Source organism: Paenibacillus hexagrammi, assembly GCF_021513275.1.
Lineage (GTDB): Bacteria > Bacillota > Bacilli > Paenibacillales > NBRC-103111 > Paenibacillus_E > Paenibacillus_E hexagrammi.
Genome location: NZ_CP090978.1, coordinates 12,955 through 32,458, shown reverse-complemented (window position 1 = coordinate 32,458; position 19,504 = coordinate 12,955). Strand labels below are relative to the sequence as shown.

At 45.6% G+C, this 19,504-nt stretch carries 15 protein-coding genes, 12 tRNA genes and 2 rRNA genes; all 29 read right to left on the bottom strand.

The genetic code is table 11. The features are described from left to right. Positions 1-580 precede the first annotated feature (580 nt). Positions 581-868, bottom strand: a complete 288-nt coding sequence (locus L0M14_RS00235) for a hypothetical protein (RefSeq protein ID WP_235120127.1) — start codon at positions 866-868, stop codon at positions 581-583. A 100-nt stretch (positions 869-968) separates the two neighbouring features. Beyond that, complete coding sequence (locus tag L0M14_RS00230; RefSeq protein WP_235120126.1) at positions 969-2,066, bottom strand: hypothetical protein; 1,098 nt, start codon at positions 2,064-2,066, stop codon at positions 969-971. Positions 2,067-2,086: 20 nt separating this feature from the next. Beyond that, positions 2,087-2,293: a hypothetical protein gene (locus L0M14_RS00225; protein WP_235120125.1), complete on the bottom strand. Its 207-nt coding sequence runs from the start codon at positions 2,291-2,293 to the stop codon at positions 2,087-2,089. Between the two features lie 47 nt (positions 2,294-2,340). Further along, positions 2,341-2,565, bottom strand: coding sequence for a hypothetical protein (locus tag L0M14_RS00220; protein ID WP_235120124.1), 225 nt, complete (start codon positions 2,563-2,565; stop codon positions 2,341-2,343). Between the two features lie 374 nt (positions 2,566-2,939). After that, positions 2,940-3,107 carry a helix-turn-helix domain-containing protein gene (locus L0M14_RS00215; protein ID WP_235120123.1) on the bottom strand — a complete coding sequence of 56 codons (168 nt, stop codon included), beginning with the start codon at positions 3,105-3,107 and terminating at the stop codon, positions 2,940-2,942. A 260-nt stretch (positions 3,108-3,367) separates the two neighbouring features. After that, a complete protein-coding gene (locus L0M14_RS00210; RefSeq protein ID WP_235120122.1) occupies positions 3,368-3,700 on the bottom strand; it encodes a helix-turn-helix domain-containing protein in 333 nt (110 codons plus the stop codon). A gap of 223 nt (positions 3,701-3,923) precedes the next feature. Beyond that, a complete protein-coding gene (gene glmS, locus L0M14_RS00205; protein ID WP_235120121.1) occupies positions 3,924-5,753 on the bottom strand; it encodes a glutamine--fructose-6-phosphate transaminase (isomerizing) in 1,830 nt (609 codons plus the stop codon). A 480-nt stretch (positions 5,754-6,233) separates the two neighbouring features. Then, positions 6,234-7,574: a phosphoglucosamine mutase gene (gene glmM, locus L0M14_RS00200; protein ID WP_235120120.1), complete on the bottom strand. Its 1,341-nt coding sequence runs from the start codon at positions 7,572-7,574 to the stop codon at positions 6,234-6,236. Between the two features lie 28 nt (positions 7,575-7,602). Next, entirely contained in the window at positions 7,603-8,850 is a 1,248-nt protein-coding gene (locus L0M14_RS00195; protein ID WP_235120119.1) for a CdaR family protein, read from the bottom strand. Then, on the bottom strand, positions 8,843-9,409 hold the full coding sequence (cdaA, locus tag L0M14_RS00190) for a diadenylate cyclase CdaA (protein WP_235120118.1): 567 nt from the start codon (positions 9,407-9,409) through the stop codon (positions 8,843-8,845). The genes L0M14_RS00195 and cdaA overlap by 8 nt, the downstream gene beginning before the upstream one ends. Further along, positions 9,372-9,659: a hypothetical protein gene (locus L0M14_RS00185; RefSeq protein ID WP_235120117.1), complete on the bottom strand. Its 288-nt coding sequence runs from the start codon at positions 9,657-9,659 to the stop codon at positions 9,372-9,374. Before L0M14_RS00185 ends, cdaA begins: the two co-directional genes overlap by 38 nt. A gap of 149 nt (positions 9,660-9,808) precedes the next feature. Further along, positions 9,809-10,414 (bottom strand): zf-HC2 domain-containing protein, encoded by a 606-nt coding sequence (locus L0M14_RS00180; RefSeq protein WP_235120116.1) that lies wholly within the window; start codon positions 10,412-10,414, stop codon positions 9,809-9,811. 86 nt (positions 10,415-10,500) lie between these two features. Continuing rightward, on the bottom strand, positions 10,501-11,079 hold the full coding sequence (gene sigW, locus L0M14_RS00175; RefSeq protein ID WP_235120115.1) for an RNA polymerase sigma factor SigW: 579 nt from the start codon (positions 11,077-11,079) through the stop codon (positions 10,501-10,503). A 56-nt stretch (positions 11,080-11,135) separates the two neighbouring features. After that, the gene (locus L0M14_RS00170) at positions 11,136-12,005 is read right to left on the bottom strand and encodes a DMT family transporter (protein WP_235122762.1); all 870 of its coding nucleotides are present in this window, start codon (positions 12,003-12,005) and stop codon (positions 11,136-11,138) included. Between the two features lie 134 nt (positions 12,006-12,139). Next, on the bottom strand, positions 12,140-14,926 hold the full coding sequence (gene ppc, locus L0M14_RS00165) for a phosphoenolpyruvate carboxylase (protein WP_235120114.1): 2,787 nt from the start codon (positions 14,924-14,926) through the stop codon (positions 12,140-12,142). A gap of 336 nt (positions 14,927-15,262) precedes the next feature. Then, positions 15,263-15,333: transfer RNA gene (locus tag L0M14_RS00160), tRNA-Gly, on the bottom strand. Between the two features lie 7 nt (positions 15,334-15,340). Beyond that, positions 15,341-15,414 (bottom strand) — tRNA-Pro (locus L0M14_RS00155). Positions 15,415-15,433: 19 nt separating this feature from the next. Then, positions 15,434-15,510, bottom strand: a tRNA-Arg gene (locus L0M14_RS00150). 3 nt (positions 15,511-15,513) lie between these two features. Further along, positions 15,514-15,588: transfer RNA gene (locus tag L0M14_RS00145), tRNA-Gly, on the bottom strand. Positions 15,589-15,620: 32 nt separating this feature from the next. Further along, positions 15,621-15,700: transfer RNA gene (locus L0M14_RS00140), tRNA-Leu, on the bottom strand. 18 nt (positions 15,701-15,718) lie between these two features. After that, positions 15,719-15,794, bottom strand: a tRNA-Lys gene (locus L0M14_RS00135). Between the two features lie 77 nt (positions 15,795-15,871). Next, a tRNA-Gln gene (locus L0M14_RS00130) sits at positions 15,872-15,943 on the bottom strand. Positions 15,944-15,950: 7 nt separating this feature from the next. Further along, positions 15,951-16,023 (bottom strand) — tRNA-Thr (locus L0M14_RS00125). Positions 16,024-16,027: 4 nt separating this feature from the next. Next, positions 16,028-16,103 (bottom strand) — tRNA-Val (locus L0M14_RS00120). A gap of 3 nt (positions 16,104-16,106) precedes the next feature. Further along, positions 16,107-16,181: transfer RNA gene (locus L0M14_RS00115), tRNA-Glu, on the bottom strand. A 14-nt stretch (positions 16,182-16,195) separates the two neighbouring features. Next, positions 16,196-16,271: transfer RNA gene (locus tag L0M14_RS00110), tRNA-Thr, on the bottom strand. A gap of 9 nt (positions 16,272-16,280) precedes the next feature. Next, a tRNA-Asn gene (locus L0M14_RS00105) sits at positions 16,281-16,356 on the bottom strand. 5 nt (positions 16,357-16,361) lie between these two features. Further along, positions 16,362-16,478 (bottom strand): 5S ribosomal RNA (gene rrf, locus L0M14_RS00100). 97 nt (positions 16,479-16,575) lie between these two features. Further along, positions 16,576-19,494, bottom strand: a 23S ribosomal RNA gene (locus tag L0M14_RS00095). Positions 19,495-19,504 lie beyond the last annotated feature (10 nt).

Below are 19,504 nucleotides of genomic sequence, written 5' to 3'. Positions count from 1 at the left end.
ACTTTTTGGAAATTGCGAAATTCATGAAGTATAACAATCCGATGACAAACAACTAATACCAACAACCGACATACAGATATACGGTTGTTGGTATTCATCTTTAGCCACGACATATTCAACTTCAACCCATTTTACTCATTTAACCTGATAACGGGGAGGCATAAATACAACAGCTTCTCCCCTATCGATAATTATTTATATCGTATCTTTATGACTTCCCCCAACGCTCACTATATATTATTTCTGCTTCCCCTGTTATTATTTGTTTCAAAAGCTTCTCAAATTCAAGGATAAATGCAGCTGCATTCATCGAATCTGCATATCCAACTTTTCAAAAAACACATACTAACGTGCCTATTTTATCTATTGGTAATCCGATTTCTTTGTAATCGGTAGAATTACCGAATGATGGCAACTCTTCAACAAATTTAATATCAGTCTGCTCATCCTTGCTATGGTCAATAACCGTTGATGACCTACTTTATGACTCCCTAACTTACAGCTACAGCAGCGCATTGGAGAAGAAGGTATGAAGATACAAAAGCGATTCTCTTGACGAGAATCGCTTTTGTGTGAGGGGTTAGTCGATGTATTGATGGAACAGCGTTTGGAGCTTTTCCATTATCGCATGCTCCAATTCTTCTCGCAGTTCCATATCTGCTTTTGTCCGATGAGTCTTTGGAAAAGACTTGAATTCGACTCGGCAGTCAGACAGAGCTTTGGTAACTAAGCTATCGAATTTGGATTGGTCCGTTTGGGATAGTCCGTTGTAGGTTTCAAGTGCCCACTCGAGGTTTTCTTGGTCCTTCCAATCAAGCCCGATGTACTCAGCCCATACGATATTGTATACTTCATTCAGTTTAAACATATTTGTTTCCTCCCTAGAGTGAGTTATTTATGTGGCACACTCTTATATTAAGAGGAAAACCTCGGTTTGTCAGGGGAACGAGTTTTTTAAAAATCCAGCGTTAATTATTAGGATGCCTCTTTACGGTTTCAATAAAATACCGGTATATGCGATCAAGAAAACCAAGCATCTCCTTGTAGTCATAGAATAGGTATGCCTTTATAGCCCATTCATCTAATTTTTCTTGCAACTCAATTCTCTGCATATATAATTCTAGTTTACCTTGTTCTCTAAAATAGCCTCTGGATATCTTCTCTCGAAAAAAAAGATAATGGGCTTTGTCTTTGAATGGTTTGGTTGGATCCAGATCGGCTTGTTTCAAATAATCCCTCGCGATACGCAACGCTTTCTGACCCTTGTAAGCGGATTTGCTCATGAATATTTCTCGGAAATACACCTTGATGTCCTGGGGACAATTGCGGTAGCAGTCTCGGCCCCCTTTGAGACGAAACTCCTCGATCATTTCCCGTGTTTCCTCTAGTTTATTATGGTAATCGTCTACACGATGACCTTCGGTGATAATCGGTTGCAAATCGTTGATACTTGTTTCATCGACTAGAACTTTATCTGCCCTCAATTCTTCAGGTACTGGACCGAACAAGCCCGTACCTTCCTGCTTGAACATATCTTCTTTAATTTCATCCTTCAAAGTGGAAAGGACCTCAAGGTATTCCCACCATTCACTCATTTTTGTACGATATGCCGCAAATACTCCTGAGACTTTTTCAGCTGTTAAGGTTCCTGCTTCTATCTGCTTACTTCGCCATGTGTCGAGGTCTGCGTCAGCTTGTTCCGACCATGACCCTAGTGTTTGTAAAATTTGCAGCAACTCTTCTTTTGTTTCTTCCAATGGGCGCCGTTTAATGATGCGCTGGTTGATCCATTGCAACCACACTGTGGAGATGTATTCCAAATAGCGAGTTAAACTGGCCAAAGTGGGATATTTGTTTAACGAATGAAGAATCTCATCCGCATGATGCTCCAATAACTCCAAAAGACCATCAGAATCCCATCCTAGATAGCTTCGATAGAAGTACTTAACATCAAGAATCCTCATGTCCCACCCTATAGTGTCCTCCTCCACGGCGGAAGTCCACATACAACGTTCAGAAGACATTGCTAAAAAGCTATAGTCTTTTCTGATATCATTTTTAGCCATATTGGAGATAAATTCCTCTTTCATTGACTACATTCAAAAAAATTAGCAAGCTTGGCCTGTTCTACTTGAGATAGTGCCTGAAAGGGCAGCCCACGGCTGTATAATTCCTTATTGCGTAGTTTATTTTTCAAATTTTCAAGTCGTTTCTTTTCAGTCTCATACTGCTTGTCGTCACGCTGAAGCTGAGGAAAATAAGTTTTCATATAATGCCCTGTAAGTGTACTCACGAACCTAGCTCCTTTCTCAAGAGCAGCACCGTATTTGTGCTTTATTCCTAATTCTCATGTTCAATTGTATTGTCTTGATAACACTTTGGGCAAATAACTTTTACAAAGTAATTGTTATCTTTTTTCTCGATTATTCTACCAACCGGCTTATCAATAGTTTCCATATCAAACATTCGAGCATCTAATGGTTGTGGGACAATAGCCACCAATTCGTATGCGTGACCGCACGGTCCAAACGAGCTATTATACCTATGTTTCCCTTCGATTTTCAATTTAGATATCTCCTCTTTATTATTGGATCGGGTTAATTTGAATATCAACCGCCATTTCCTCGCTTCTCACTTCATACCGCTTTTCCGGTTTGACATATACTTGTTGAAAAAGAGTTCTCCACCAAATAATATTCATTATAAAAGATCCACCCCTCGACGTAAGACGAGTGCATCTCTATGCACTCATTTGTTGCCTTGCATAGAGCTTAGATTTTTTTTGAATTTCAATTAGTTAACCTGTTCGGTATTGTCATACGGCATGAGGATGACAGTATAGTCTCTTGCCCGTCTGACAGAAACATTTATGACGTTGCGCTTGTTTAGAAACATCGTATTCGATGATATAATCGCAGGCGGCGGATTCAACACCGAAATTATGATGTCGCACTCGTCTCCCTGAAATCCATGAATCGTTCCGGCTTGTACATTTCTAATTCACTTAAAGTCCCTTGTGACACACCAATGTAGTTGGAAAATTCAACCTGATTCAAAATATTTGATTTTCTAATTATTCGAATACGCTGACCTAAAGTTGAAGACATTAAAACCCTCCTAAACATTAAAAGGTCCCGAGATAAAATATCATCGGGACCTTTCTGTGTGTGTGTTATTATGCGGTCTTAAACCACTTTCTTACTTTCTTAACTGCTCTCCGACTTTCATTACTGCTTTCTAACTTTCTTTACTACTTTCCAACTTTTTAACATGCGGACAGCAATAAGGTTTTGGGTTTGTTTTCTTTCAAGAACTATTCACTGTCCGGTTATCTTAATCTAAGCGAAAATCCTTTTTCATTGAACAACTATATTGATCTTAAATTTATTTTCACTCGTATAATTTCAATTATTTCGTTCTTGTCATAGTCATCAAGATTTCTAAAAACCTCAATCATCCTTTTCTCGAACTCATCTTCATATGTCGTCCCATCTTCTGCTGCGACACCGGTTAATAACCAGTTCAAGTTCACGTTATATTGTGTTCGGATTGATATAAGTGTTTCTGCAGAGGGATTACTATTTCCCATTTCAATTTCACTCAGGTTACCTTGGGAAATTCCTATAATCTTTGCAAACTGAATTTGGTTTAGATTATTCTCTTTTCGGATACATTTGATTCTATAGCCAATGCCACTCATCAGTTTCACCACCGATCGTAAAGTCCCGTGTATCTTAATTTCCGCGTAGATAAAAGGGAGCCCGAATCATTCCCCCGGGCTCCCTTCTAGATGTTCAATCATCTTGCATTTCGGTTAACGACATCTTTTACTGGTTCACAACATTTTTTACTGGTTCATGACATCTTTTACTGGTTCACGACTTTTTTAACATCTGACATTTGCAAACTTCAAGCTCTCCCTACTACTCCACAGTCACACTCTTCGCCAAGTTCCGCGGCTTATCGACATCGTTTCCGCGAGCCAAGGAGGCATAGTAGGAAAGCAACTGCAACGGAACTACAGCAAGTGCAGGAGACAATACATCCAAAGTCTTAGGAATAATGAAGGTGCTGTCTACGGATTTCTGCAGTTCTTCTTCGCCTTCTACCGCAATACCAAGCACGTTAGCGCCGCGAGCTTTCACTTCTTTAATGTTGCTCACGGTTTTCTCCAGAAGCTCGTGCTGGGTAGCCAGTGCGATGACTGGAACATCTTCCTCGATCAAAGCCAACGTACCGTGCTTCAGTTCACCCGCTGCATAAGCTTCAGAGTGAATATAGGAGATTTCCTTCAGCTTTAATGAGCCTTCCAAGGCTACCGCATAATCCAGTCCTCTTCCAATGAAGAACAGGTTATCGTGCTTCGCCATATCTTCCGCTACTACTTTCAAAGCATCAGCTTGAGCCAGGATCGCTTCAACCTGCTCAGGCAGAGCTTTCATAGCAGTGATTACTTCTTTGATTTCATCAGCAGTTTGAGTACCAAGCGTTTGAGCTAGGTGCAAACCGAAGAGGTAAAAAGCAATCAATTGCGACGTGTAAGCTTTCGTTGAAGCTACCGCAATTTCAGGTCCTGCCCATGTCGTAATCAGATCGTCCGCCTCACGTGCTACGGAGCTGCCAACTACGTTGGTGATTGCGAGTACTTTTGCTCCACAACGTTTTGCTTCTCTCAGCGCTGCTAGAGTATCCGCAGTTTCACCAGATTGGCTCACGACAATGACCAAGGTGTCTTTTGTGATAATTGGAGAGCGGTAACGGTATTCGGATGCAACATCCGTCTCTACCGGAATGCGCGCCAATTTCTCAATGACGTATTTCCCAACCATTCCTGCATGGAAAGCCGTTCCGCAAGCCACAATATGAACACGGCTAATCTTTCGAATTTCTTCGACAGTCATCGACAATTCATTCAAAGTCACCGATGCTCCGTCTGCGGAGATACGGCTGCTCATCGTATCACGATAGGCTTTAGGCTGCTCGTGGATTTCTTTCAACATGAAGTGATCGAAGCCAGCCTTTTCAGCTGTTACGATGTCCCAATCTACGTGGAACATTTCCCTGGAAATAAAATTACCTTCCAACGTCATCAATTCAACGCCTTCACGAGTCAAAACAGCCATTTCACCATCATTCAAAATGAAAACATTGCGTGTATATTCAAGAATCGCAGGAATGTCCGAACCGATAAAGTTCTCGCCTTCCCCGATACCGATGATCAAAGGACTCGCTTGTCGAACTGCAATCAAACGATCCGGCTCATACTCCGTCAAAACACCTAGTGCAAAAGCACCAGTCATTCTTGTCACTGCTTTTTGTACCGCTTTAAGGATATCTCCTTCGTACAAGTCAGCAACTAGGTGCGAAATAACTTCTGTATCTGTCTCCGACACAAATACATGCCCTTTCGCGATCAGCTCTTCCTTCAAGCTAATATAGTTCTCAATAATACCGTTATGAACAACGGAGAACTTAAGAGAATTGTCCGTATGCGGATGAGAGTTTACATCGGAAGGCTTACCATGTGTCGCCCAACGAGTATGGCCGATACCTACGCTTCCTTCCAGTGGAGCAACCTCAAGCTTAGATTCCAAATTCGCGATCCGGCCTTTTGCTTTTTGAATTTGCAATCCATTTGCTGTGTACACGGCCACACCAGCGGAGTCATATCCGCGGTACTCCAGCTTCTTCAGCCCTTCCAATAAAATCTCTTGAGAATTACGCTTACCAATATATCCAACGATTCCGCACATAGTTTGTATACCTCCGTAGTTTAATAAGCCCCTAAATTAGGACTTTTTTCATAGAGCTTTTTGAGAATTTGTCCATACCAAAAACAAACATCTATCTGACGTCCATTACATTGCTACCTATTGATGCGATGTTGGAGTTTTGTCAGCCCGGTCGCCCAGACTCTTTTTCCTGCCAACTTAACGGCACTCACCCATGCCGGAAGGTCCCCGCCGAATATTTCGAACACCTTCACCTCGTCAACTCGCTTACGCATTGTCCGTTCCGCATGCGAGTTCTGGCGCTTGTCATGCTAAGGTTAACCTCTACCCTGCCTTTCCTTCTTGAGTACAGCTTCATGAAAACTCATGAAAACATAATTACATCATATTCATTTCCCTGCTGATGTGCAACTGATTTTTTCTAGCAGCTATCAAATTAGATTCATAGAGAAGAAATCCCCTTGTCGGACCAACTTGCTCCGAACAAGGGGATGAATCCCTTTATACAAGCTCTTCCTGAATGACTTTGGCAATATCATTGACGTAAGCTTCCACTTGATCCTTGTCCGGCCCTTCAGCCATGACACGAATCAAGGATTCCGTACCAGAAGGACGAACCAACACGCGGCCGTTATCGCCAAGCTCGTCTTCTACTTTGCGAATCGCTTCTTCAATCTTAGCATTATCCTTCAGCTTGCTTTTATCCACAACACGGACGTTTACCAGAATTTGCGGGTACTTGCGCATAATGCTCTTCAGTTCACTAAGCTTACGACCAGACTTCACAATGGTATCCATCAGCTGAATGGCAGTTAGGATCCCGTCACCAGTTGAGATATAATCCAGGAAAATAACATGACCGGACTGCTCTCCTCCGAGATTGTATCCTCCCTTGCGCATCTCTTCCATCACATAACGATCGCCTACAGCCGTTTGCAGAGCCTTTAAGCCGGCCTTCTCAATGCCTTTGAAGAATCCGATATTGGCCATTACAGTCGTTACAATGGTGCTGTGATTCAGCTTGCCGTCACGGTTAAGCGCATCGCCGCAAATGCTCAGAATATAGTCGCCGTCTACCTCGGCACCCGTCTCATCCACAGCAATTAAGCGGTCAGCATCACCGTCGAACGCTAATCCGATCGCCGCGCCATGCTTCACTACCTCTTCACGAAGCTTCTCCGGATGGGTAGAACCGCAATTGTCGTTGATGTTGCGACCATTTGGCTCTGCCCCGATGGTGATAACTTCTGCACCTAGATCTCGGAATACCTTCGGAGCAAGCTCGTATGCTGAACCATTTGCGCAATCAAGCACCACTTTGAATCCTTGGAAAGAACTCGATACTGTAGATTTCAAAAATTCTAAATAAGCAAACTTCGCTTCCAGATCATCGGTTACAGTTCCAATTTCCCCGCCTACAGGTCTTGGCAGCTGATCGACCTCTGCATCGATTAATTTTTCGATTTCTAGTTCAGTTTCATCCAGAAGTTTAAACCCATCCCCGCCAAAAAACTTAATCCCATTATCTTCAACAGGGTTGTGGGAAGCGGAGATCATAACCCCTGCATCTGCCCCCAATTTCTTCGTTAAGTAAGCTACGGCCGGCGTACTGACAACACCAATTCGAATGACTTGCACTCCAATAGAGAGCAAACCTGCCACTAGCGCGGCTTCCAGCATCGGACCCGAAATTCGAGTGTCTCTCCCGATGACAACCTTAGGATGCTGGGCCTGGGAGGTTAACACATAACCCCCGCAGCGGCCGATTTTATATGCGAGCTCAGGCGACAAGCCTGTATTGGCTACACCCCGAACTCCATCTGTACCAAAATATTTCCCCATGTAACTCTTCTCCTCTTCGCTTACCAACTCACGGACTTGCCGCTTGTTGTGGTGTTTTCTCGCTGATTTCTACAGTTGCTTTAATGTCTTGTGGAGCGCCTTTCTTCACATAAGTAGGAAGATTGAAGGTTACATTCAATTCATGCTTACCAGGCGGCAGATTGCTGACATCCACAATGGCTTGGATATCCTGAACCTTGATTTGGTCCATAATCGCAGGAGCGCCTTCTACCGTCATTTCAATCTGTCCCGTTTCGGGCACAACCACTTTCGTATCGTAATTTTCATTTTGCCCGACGATTGTAAGCTGAATATTCGTAATAGGCTTGGTTACAGAAGGTACAACCTCTACGTGCACCGTGACCTTCGCCGGATCCAACTGAGTTACTTTATTCCTAAGCGGGATGTCCAGTGAATAATCCTTCGTCTCTCGAATATCCTGAACGGATATTTGAGGCCCTTGATAAAACTCCAGTCTGTCCACGACATCCTGAGTTCCGTAGACGGTGACCTTGTCCGGTGTCTGCGTAATGGAAGAAATCGCGAACCCTTTAGCCGGTTCACCTGTAACCTTCAACTGTAGAGGAATGGTTTGGAACGGGCTCGTAATGGGGATCTCCACATCCACGACAGGAGGGTTCATCTCCACCGCAATCTCCTTGCCATCTTTATCAAAAGCCTGAAGTCTCACTTGCTTCGTCACAGCGGATTGTGCCTTATCGACCGATACGTCGCCGCGGACATTCTCGATTTGGTCCAGCTTGCCTGTTGGCGCAGTGATGTACACCTTATTAGGCTTGATAATAGGCTGGCCCGCCTTCAAGTCTGCTGCAGGTGTCCCTTTCACATTTATCACGACTGGTACTTCCTTCATTTGAAGCTCTTCAATGACCACATGTACCGTCTTCGGAATGACTTCCACATCAATATCGGAAGGGAACCCAACAGGCTTAACAGGCAGATAATGGTCTCCCTCCGTTACCTGGGTCAGATCCAGCTCGATCTTGTAATTATTACTGGTCGTCACCTTTTTCACTGCTGCTTCTTTTCCTCTAAGAATGATTTGGACATTCCCCGGATCCATTGTGGACAGATAAAAGTGACTCTCATCATACTTAGCCGTTATAGCCACATTATTAATCGTTTCTTCCCGATCCCTGAGTAACGTGGTGCCGGAAACATTCGTCTCTTCCATATGTACAACAACCCATAGAAGAATCCCAATCATAAGCGCGATAACCCGCACTACATTCGTATTACGCAACCATTTATCCATTAGAACGCCCCCTCCATTTCAAGAAAGGGTTCTTCTCTTTTGTCTTCGCCTTAGGCTTTAATTCCTCGAACAATTTGCTAATCAGTGATTCCTCTTTAATATCTCTCACAATATGTCCATTCATCGTTAATGAAATCTGTCCGGTTTCTTCTGAAACGATGATACACATCGCATCCGACACTTCACTCATGCCGATCGCAGCTCGATGTCTGGTTCCTAGCTCCTTGCTAATAAAGGGATTCTCTGACAGCGGTAAATAGCAGCCTGCCGCCATCAACTGCCCTTGACGCACAATAACAGCCCCGTCATGCAGCGGTGTATTCGGAATGAATATATTGATCAACAGCTCCGCACTGATCTTGCTTTCTAAACCAATTCCAGATTCTACGTAATCGCTTAGTCCGGTTTCTTTTTCGAACACAATCAGAGCTCCAATCTTACGCTTGGCCAAATAATTGGCAGCCCTAATGACTTCACTTATTCGTTTATTGACATCTTGATCTTCCTCGGAGGAGGATCGGCTAAATAATTTCCCCTCGTCCAAGCTGCTCCAACGCACGCCTAAGCTCCGGCTGAAAAATAATAATAACGCCAAGAACTCCGAACGTAAATGCCTGATTTACCATCCACTGCAGTGTGCTCAGTTTGAACCAAATACTGATGGCCCATGTAAAAACAATCACAAGGATCCCTTTGGTAAGCTGAATCGCCCTAGTACCGCGCACAAGCAAAATGAGTTTGTAAATCACATAGCTGACGATCAGGATGTCTATTGCATCCTTAAACGAAAAGCTCGTGAGTAAATCCATGCATGATTCCCCCAACAACTGCAAGCTTTATCTCTCTACAGTAGATCATATCATAATACACAGCTTAGTTCTATTCTAGATAGCCGTTTCGCTAGAACGCATAAAAAGACCCCCTATCCAGCACCACTAGATAAAGGGTCTAGTTATTGTTATTTTGAAAATACAGTAAAAAACTCATTCATCTTGTACCATACCCAGCTCACTGCTTCATCAACCTTCGTGACTTGCCCGGAAATATGTGCGGTTGAAGCCAGATTCAAAGAGCCGTCAATGACAGTCAAATCTCCCGTTACATCGCCTTCGACTTCGAGCTTTCCCCCTTGGACAACGAGATCGCCATTTACGGTATGTCCTTTAGGGACAATAACCGTGTCTCCTTGAATCACGACATTCTGTAAGTCGGTTCCTTTGACCATTAGCTGCTGATCATCGTTCCACATGGACATGAAGCTTCCGAACATAACAACAGCGAAAACAGCTGCAACCGAAACCGCTGGATGCCTTCGTACCCATTCCATCCAAGAGCTTCGCTTTTTCAATGGAGGAAGACTGTTCATGATCCGAGCTGATAAATCATCCGATGCCCGCACAGATGGCAGCGACTTGACGATTGCGTCTGTTCTCTCCAGTTCTCTGAATAACGTATGGCATGCCGTACAAGCGATCAAATGCTCCTTCAGCGCCTTGGCCTCTGATCCTTGCAAATCACCATCCAGGTATTCATGCATGAGCGGGAGGGCTTCTCTACAATTCATTGTCAGCCACCCCTTTCCTTAACTTTTGCTTTGAGTGGTATACCATACGTATGGTAGGGCAATATGTTTCAACATTTGCGCTGAATTTAGATGGAAAGTTGTTCATTTTGTTCAAGCCTCTTACGTAAGTATTCTCGTCCTCGATGAACGCGGGTTTTGATCGTGGTGACAGGCATATTCAGGACATCGCCGATTTCTTGTAGTGACATATCGTGTAAATATCTCAGGATCACCACAGACTTGTATTTCTCCGGCAATGTATCGATAGCTTGACGAATCTGCTCCTGCGTTTCCGATACGATCACCTGCTTCTCGGGTGTTGCCTCATTGCTAGGAAGCATGGAGTAGTAGTCTGACCCTTCACCTTCAGGCATTTCTGCATCCAGTGAGTAGGTGTTCTTTCTTCTACGCAGCTTATCGATACATAGATTAGTGCCGATTCGAAATATCCAAGTAGAAAACTTTTGATTCTCATCATATCGATGTAAATTGGTGTATACCCGCAGGAATGTTTCCTGCACCGCATCTTCGGCTTCCTGCTTGTTGTTCAGCATTCGGTAAGCCAAGTGAAAGATCTTATCTTTATAGAGCTCTACTAGCTCAGCAAAAGCCGCCCGATCTCCGTTCCTGGCCAATTTCGCCAATCGTGCTTCTACAAAATTCACTACACTTATCCTCCGGCTTCATCACAATTCAAACCCTACTATGAATACGCAAATCATCAGGATTTGTTTTCAGAAATTACAATTCCTACTAAAATAAGTCCCATTCCAAGCCATTGCAAGCCAGTTACAGGTTCACCGATAATCAGATATGCCGCAATTACAGCTACGGGGAGCTCAATCGATCCAAGCATTGCCGACAAAGAACTACCGATACGAGGAATGCCTATATTAAAAGCGATTGTCGGTACCACTTGCCCTAACAAGCCAAGCAAAAGCCCCCAGAGCAGCAGCTTACCTCCATCTGGCTGAAAAAATACTGTTGGCGGATAGATGCAAAACAGAACTGGAATTGCCGCGGTTACCATCACCGCCGATTTCATTAAAGGTGGGAGCGTGCTTTTCACCTGCCCAGTAAAAAACAGAAATAAACTGTATGTTAAGGCCGACAAAATACCGAAAAGGATCCCCCTCATACTGATCTGCCGCAGCTCCGTTTCCAAGATATTCACAGAGAGCAGAGTACCGACGATAATGAGGAGAATGGCCAGGAGCTCCGCTTTTCTTGGTAATCTCCGATTCGCAATACAATCCATGGCAATGGTCATCCATGTAAACTGAAACAGCAATATGATCGAAAGTGATGCTTTTAATTCAGATATCGCAATATTTAAAAAGATAGTCGTTAACGCTAACCCAAAAATACCTATAAGCCCGAGCTTGATCCACGGACCTTTGAACGGATTTTGCCAGGAAGGTTTATGAAATAAGACGAGGATCCACACAAAAAAAGTACCTACAACCATTTGGGCCGGTGTAATTTGCCCGTCTCCGAACCCTTGTCCGTAAGCCATTTTTATAAAAGAAGAAAGCAGCCCATAGCTTGAAGCACCTATGATTACCAAAATAATAGATACCCATCGTGCCATATTCACGTTGTCTAACACTCCTGTCTCTAATCCACATCACTCCGCTGAGGACAACAAGACAGGAAAAGCCGAGAGCCTTTATTCAAAGCTCCCGACTTCTCTTTCCGTACCTTGCTCACGCTTATTGATGGCGATCAGCCTGTATTTCTCAGTCCAGCAGCAATACCATTAATGGTCAACAGCACTTCTCTAAGAAGTTCGGAATCGTCTTCGTTGTTATCCCTAAGTGCTCGCAATTCTGTAAGTAATTCCACCTGCATGTAGCTAAGCGGATCCACGTAAGGGTTACGCAAACGAATGGATTCTTGGATGACTGGTACATTATCCAGAATTTCGTGCTGGCCTGTGATTTGTAAAATGATATTAGATGTTAAGTCGTATTCTTCCCTAATCAGCCCGAAAATACGCTCAGCGATTTCGCTTTTCTTCACCATATTTCCGTATTCCTTAGCGATCAACAAATCTGCTTTAGCCAAAGCCATTTGCAGGTTATCGATCATAGAACGGAAGAATGACCACTCTTCGTACATTTGTTTCAGTGTAACCAGGTTCTCTTCTTTGCCTTGATAGAAGCTTTGCAAGCCGGTACCAGCGGCATACCATGCCGGCAGCAAATAACGGCTTTGTGTCCATGCAAATACCCATGGAATCGCACGCAGATCTTCAAAACGATCGCTGTTCTTCCGTTTGGAAGGACGAGAACCGATATTCAGCTCACCGATTTCCGGAAGTGGTGTTGACTCCTTAAAGAAGGTCAAGAAATCATCATCTCGGAAAATAAGATCTTGGTACTTCGTCTGAGCACGCTCGGAAATACCTTTCATAATTTCTTCCCACTTATCTTCCTGCGGAAGTCTTTGTGGTGAACGCGAAAGCTTTGAAGCTGTAATCAAAGCAAAAGTCGCTTGTTCCAAGCTTCGGTAGGCAATACCTTGCAGGGAGTATCTTGAGGAAAGAACCTCACCTTGCTCCGTAATTTTAATGCCTCCCCCAAGCGTTTCAACCGGTTGTGCCATGATACTACGGTTAAGCGGCATACCGCCGCGTCCCAGAGCACCGCCGCGACCATGGAAGAATTTCAGCTTCACGCCGAATTTTTTCGCAGATTCCGTAATATTCTGAAGCGCCATGCGAAGTTCCCAGTTCGCTGTAATAACGCCGCCATCCTTATTGCTATCCGAGTAACCAAGCATAATTTCATGAAGCTGTGTAACAGGATCCAGGCTCGCTTTATAAGCTGGGATTGCAAGAAGCGTAGACATAATTTCCGGTGCAGCATGCAGATCGTCAATCGTCTCAAACAACGGTACAGACTGCAACGTGCAAGTAACTGAACCATCGCTCTCTTTGCGATACAGTCCAGCTTCTTTAGCAAACACCAGCACTTCCAGCAGATCGCTCGCGCCCTGTGTCATACTAATGAGGTAGCTGTTAATGCAGTTGCGTCCAAATTCTTTTTGAGCACGCTGTACGGTTCTGTATACATTCAGACACTCTTCCGTGCCTTCGCTATAATCCAGGTAAGTTGAAGTAATCGGTCTAGGATCATCTAAGATATTAGTAAGCAGCCGAATTTTCTCTTCTTCACTTAGCTTGCTATAATCCTCTGTGATGCCCATTTTAGCCAAAATCTCTGTCATCGCCTGCTCATGCTCTTTACTGTGCTGTCTGATATCAAGCGCTGCTAAGTGGAATCCGAACAATTCAACTTGTCGAATCAACTTTTTAATATATTTATCCGCAACATAGTTAGCATAGTGACTACGCAAGCTTGCATCAATAATTTCTAAGTCATTGATAAACTCATCAGGACTGTTGTACTTCTGCGTAGCCGGTACATTCGGATTACCCGTATGATGAATTCTGTCGATCATGTAGGTCATCTTGATGCGGTAAGGCTCTTTTTCATTGCGCCATACGTCTTGAACGTTACCAAGAGCTTCTCGATCACTTTGAATCGAAGCCAGCAGATCGTCGCTGACGCCAACAATATTTTTGCTGAAACTCATGTGCCCTACAGTTTCTTTTAAAATCTCACCATACTTCTGTAGTGCCAATTGACGATGCAAGCCCAGTGTTTCCCATGTAACGTTCGCTTTAACAGATGGGTTACCGTCACGGTCCCCACCGATCCAGGAGCCGAACTTCAAGAATGAGGGCACATGCCATGTCTGTTCCGGATAATATTTCTCTAAGCAGCGTTCCAGTTCTTGATAAACCTCCGGTAGAACATCAAACAGCGTCTCATCAAAGTAATAGAGACCATTTCGTACTTCATCAATAACAGTTGGCTTACGATCACGAAGCTCATCGGTTTGCCATAGGTTAAGCACTTCACCTAGCAGCTTCTCACGCAGTTGTTCACGCTCACGATGTGTAAGCATCGGGTTATCCAGCTTCATCATATCGTCAGATATGCGAAGATTAATATCAAGAACCGCTCTGCGCATTGCTTCTGTTGGATGAGCCGTCATAACAAGCTCAAGGGAGATTGCTTGAAGAATCTCTTGAACCTCTTGATATGGAATCTGATTGTTCTTCAGTTCCTGTACAATACTCTCAATGGAGCCTGGCTGCACCATTTCTCCGGACGTACGCTCGTAATCGCGCTTCCGACGAATCCGATGATTCTGCTCAGCAATATTAACCAGCTGAAAATAGATAGCAAACGCTCGAATTACCTGGTGACGAATTTCTGGTGCCAACGAACGAATTGTATCTTTAAACTCTTGAAAAATCTCCGGTACGAAATGAGCACGCAAAGATTTACTCATCTCTCTAATCTTCTCCACAACATCCAGCAGCTCGTGTCCGCCTTGATGGACGAGTACTTCGCCCAAAATATGGCCTAAAAAGCGAACATCTCTCCGCAATAGGTTATTCGTCGATTGCTTTTGTAACGTCATACCGCTCTCTGTCATATTCTCCACCTCATCTATCTTCTATGTTGCTCTAAAGCTTTACTCGAAAAAACCATTAGTGAATATTTTACCACATTTAGCCCAGTACTTATAGTATAAAAATAAAAAAGACCTTAATTAGGTCATGGTATTTTCTGTAAACAAGATACTGGGTAAAAGAAAATTGACGTTATCATCTTCAAATGCATGTACATTCGTCAAAATTGATGAGGAAAAACAATTCAAATACATGTGCTTTCGTTCCTAGTAGAAACTGTATCCCCAATGCCTTAGTTCAGTAAGAAATAAGAATGATTATATAAAAAAAAGACCACCATCAGGTGATCTCACTTTGTAAGCGGGTGATGGGAATCGAACCCACGCTACCAGCTTGGAAGGCTGGAGTTCTACCATTGAACTACACCCGCGTGTGTATCGGGACGACACGATTTGAACATGCGACCCCCTGCTCCCAAAGCAGGTGCTCTACCAAGCTGAGCTACGTCCCGATATCAATATTTACTTAAATGGCGTGCCCTGAGAGATTCGAACTCCCGACCTTTTGATTCGTAGTCAAACGCTCTATCCGGCTGAGCTAAGGGCACTTATGGAGCGGAAGACGGGATTCGAACCCGCGACCCTCGCCTTGGCAAGGCGATGCTCTACCCCTGAGCCACTTCCGCATGGGTTGCTCCCATCTAAAATGGAAGCTTGATGCGCGTAGAGGGACTTGAACCCCCACGGTCGCCCGCTAGATCCTAAGTCTAGTGCGTCTGCCAATTCCGCCATACGCGCATACATCTTAAAGGCAAATGGTGAGCCATGTAGGACTCGAACCTACGACACCCTGATTAAAAGTCAGGTGCTCTACCAACTGAGCTAATGGCTCGCATAATTATTCTTGGGGTCCCCGTAAAGCATTAGGGATTAGCTGCGAAGCACATCTCCACTTTATGGGGTGTAATACTGGGGATCTAGGATTCGAACCTAGGCATGACGGAGTCAAAGTCCGTTGCCTTACCGCTTGGCTAATCCCCAATACACATGCCGTCGAGAGGACTTGAACCCCCAACCTACTGATTACAAGTCAGTTGCTCTACCAGTTGAGCTACAACGGCATAATGGTGGAGGCTGACGGGATCGAACCGCCGACCCTCTGCTTGTAAGGCAGATGCTCTCCCAGCTGAGCTAAGCCTCCTAATGGTGACCCGTAGGGGATTCGAACCCCTGTTACCTCCGTGAAAGGGAGGTGTCTTAACCCCTTGACCAACGGGCCATATAAAATTTTCATGGAGCTTCCAACCGGGATCGAACCGGTGACCTCATCCTTACCATGGATGCACTCTACCGACTGAGCTATGGAAGCAAAATAGTGTGGCTCCCCGAACAGGACTCGAACCTGTGACAACTCGATTAACAGTCGAGTGCTCTACCAACTGAGCTATCAGGGAAAAATGCTTGGCAACGTTCTACTCTCCCAGAACCCTTCGGTTCAAGTACCATTGACGCTGGAGGGCTTAACGGTCGTGTTCGAGATGGGAACGCGTGGATCCCCTCCGCCATCATCACCAAACATTCAAGGTTTGCACCCTGAAAACTAGATACGAAACTTACGTAAAGTGTGAGTATTTGTTAATGCTTCTGAAGCCAGCTTTCCTCCGGAAAGCTCTTAGGTTAAGCCCTCGACCGATTAGTATTCGTCAGCTCCATACATTGCTGCACTTCCACCTCGAACCTATCAACCTCGTCGTCTACAAGGGGTCTTACATACTGGGAAATCTCATCTTGAGGTGGGCTTCACGCTTAGATGCTTTCAGCGCTTATCCCTTCCGTACATAGCTACCCAGCTATGCCTCTGGCGAGACAACTGGTACACCAGCGGTACGTCCATCCCGGTCCTCTCGTACTAAGGACAGCTCCTCTCAAATTTCCTACGCCCGCGACAGATAGGGACCGAACTGTCTCACGACGTTCTGAACCCAGCTCGCGTACCGCTTTAATGGGCGAACAGCCCAACCCTTGGGACCTACTTCAGCCCCAGGATGCGATGAGCCGACATCGAGGTGCCAAACCTCCCCGTCGATGTGGACTCTTGGGGGAGATAAGCCTGTTATCCCCAGGGTAGCTTTTATCCGTTGAGCGATGGCCCTTCCATTCGGTACCACCGGATCACTAAGCCCGACTTTCGTCCCTGCTCGACCTGTTTGTCTCGCAGTCAAGCTCCCTTATGCCTTTGCACTCTTCGAATGATTTCCAACCATTCTGAGGGAACCTTTAGACGCCTCCGTTACTTTTTAGGAGGCGACCGCCCCAGTCAAACTGCCCACCTGACACTGTCCCCGCACCGGATTACGGTACCAGGTTAGAACTCCGATACGATCAGGGTGGTATCCCAACGGCGCCTCCACCCAAGCTGGCGCTCAGGCTTCAACGGCTCCCACCTATCCTGTACAGATCGTACCAAAGTCCAATATCAAGCTGCAGTAAAGCTCCATGGGGTCTTTCCGTCTTGTCGCGGGTAACCTGCATCTTCACAGGTATTAAAATTTCACCGGATCTCTCGTTGAGACAGCGCCCAAGTCGTTACGCCATTCGTGCGGGTCAGAATTTACCTGACAAGGAATTTCGCTACCTTAGGACCGTTATAGTTACGGCCGCCGTTTACTGGGGCTTCGGTTCACAGCTTCGGGTTTGCACCCTAACCGCTCCCCTTAACCTTCCAGCACCGGGCAGGCGTCAGCCCGTATACTTCGCCTTGCGGCTTCGCACAGACCTGTGTTTTTGCTAAACAGTCGCTTGGGCCTTTTCACTGCGGCCCCCTCGGGCTATTCACCCTACCGAGGCACCCCTTCTCCCGAAGTTACGGGGTCATTTTGCCGAGTTCCTTAACGAGAGTTCTTCCGCGCGCCTTAGAATTCTCTTCTCGCCCACCTGTGTCGGTTTGCGGTACGGGCACCTTCGCCTGGCTAGAAGCTTTTCTTGGCAGTGTGAAATCATGACCTTCGGTACTATAAGTTTCCTCCCCATCACAGCCCAGCCTTAACGGTGTGCGGATTTGCCTACACACCAGCCTCACTGCTTGGACGAGCATCCATCAGCTCGCGTCACTATCCTTCTGCGTCACTCCATCGCTCATAACGGCTACGGTGGTACAGGAATATCAACCTGTTGTCCATCGACTACGCCTTTCGGCCTCGCCTTAGGTCCCGACTGACCCTGAGCGGACGAACCTTCCTCAGGAACCCTTAGGCTTTCGGCGGATCAGATTCTCACTGATCTTTTCGTTACTTATACCGGCATTCTCACTTGAATGCAGTCCACCAGTCCTTCCGGTCTGACTTCTACCCGCATTCAACGCTCCCCTACCCAAGTACTTACGTACATGCCATAGCTTCGGTGGCGTGTTTAGCCCCGTTACATTTTCGGCGCAGAGTCACTCGACCAGTGAGCTATTACGCACTCTTTCAATGGTGGCTGCTTCTAAGCCAACATCCTGGTTGTCTGTGCAACTCCACATCCTTTCCCACTTAACACACACTTGGGGACCTTAGCTGATGGTCTGGGCTGTTTCCCTTTTGACAATGGATCTTAGCACTCACTGTCTGACTCCCGGATATGAGTTTGTGGCATTCAGAGTTTGACTGGACTTGGTAACCCTTGGCGGGCCCCGCACCCAATCAGTGCTTTACCTCCACAACTCTTGATTCCGAGGCTAGCCCTAAAGCTATTTCGGGGAGAACCAGCTATCTCCGAGTTCGATTGGAATTTCTCCGCTACCCCCACCTCATCCCCGAATTTTTCAACATTCGTGGGTTCGGGCCTCCAGTGAGTGTTACCTCACCTTCACCCTGGACAGGGGTAGATCACACGGTTTCGGGTCTACGTCCACGTACTAAATCGCCCTATTCAGACTCGCTTTCGCTGCGGCTCCGTCTCTTCGACTTAACCTCGCACGGGAACGTAACTCGCCGGTTCATTCTACAAAAGGCACGCCATCACCCATAGAGAGGGCTCTGACTTCTTGTAAGCACACGGTTTCAGGTTCTTTTTCACTCCGCTTCCGCGGTGCTTTTCACCTTTCCCTCACGGTACTGCTTCACTATCGGTCGCTAGGTAGTATTTAGCCTTGGCAGATGGTCCTGCCGGATTCCGACGGGGTTTCACGTGTCCCGCCGTACTCAGGATCCCTCTAGGCATACGTTTGTTTTTGGCTACGGGGCTTTTACCCTCTTTGCCGAGCCTTTCCAGACTACTTCGCCTAACAAACTTTTGCCACGTTGAGGTCCTACAACCCCAAAGAGCAAGCTCCTTGGTTTGGGCTAATCCGCGTTCGCTCGCCGCTACTGACGGAATCACATTTTGTTTTCTTTTCCTCCAGGTACTTAGATGTTTCAGTTCCCTGGGTATGCCTCTCATGCAGCTATGTATTCACTGCATAGTAACTGCGCATTACCACAGTTGGGTTCCCCCATTCGGACATCCCCGGATCAAAGCCTGCTTACGGCTCCCCGAGGCATTTCGTCGTTCGCCACGTCCTTCTTCGGCTCCTAGCGCCTAGGCATCCTCCGTGTGCTCTTTCTAGCTTAACCAGCTAAAAAT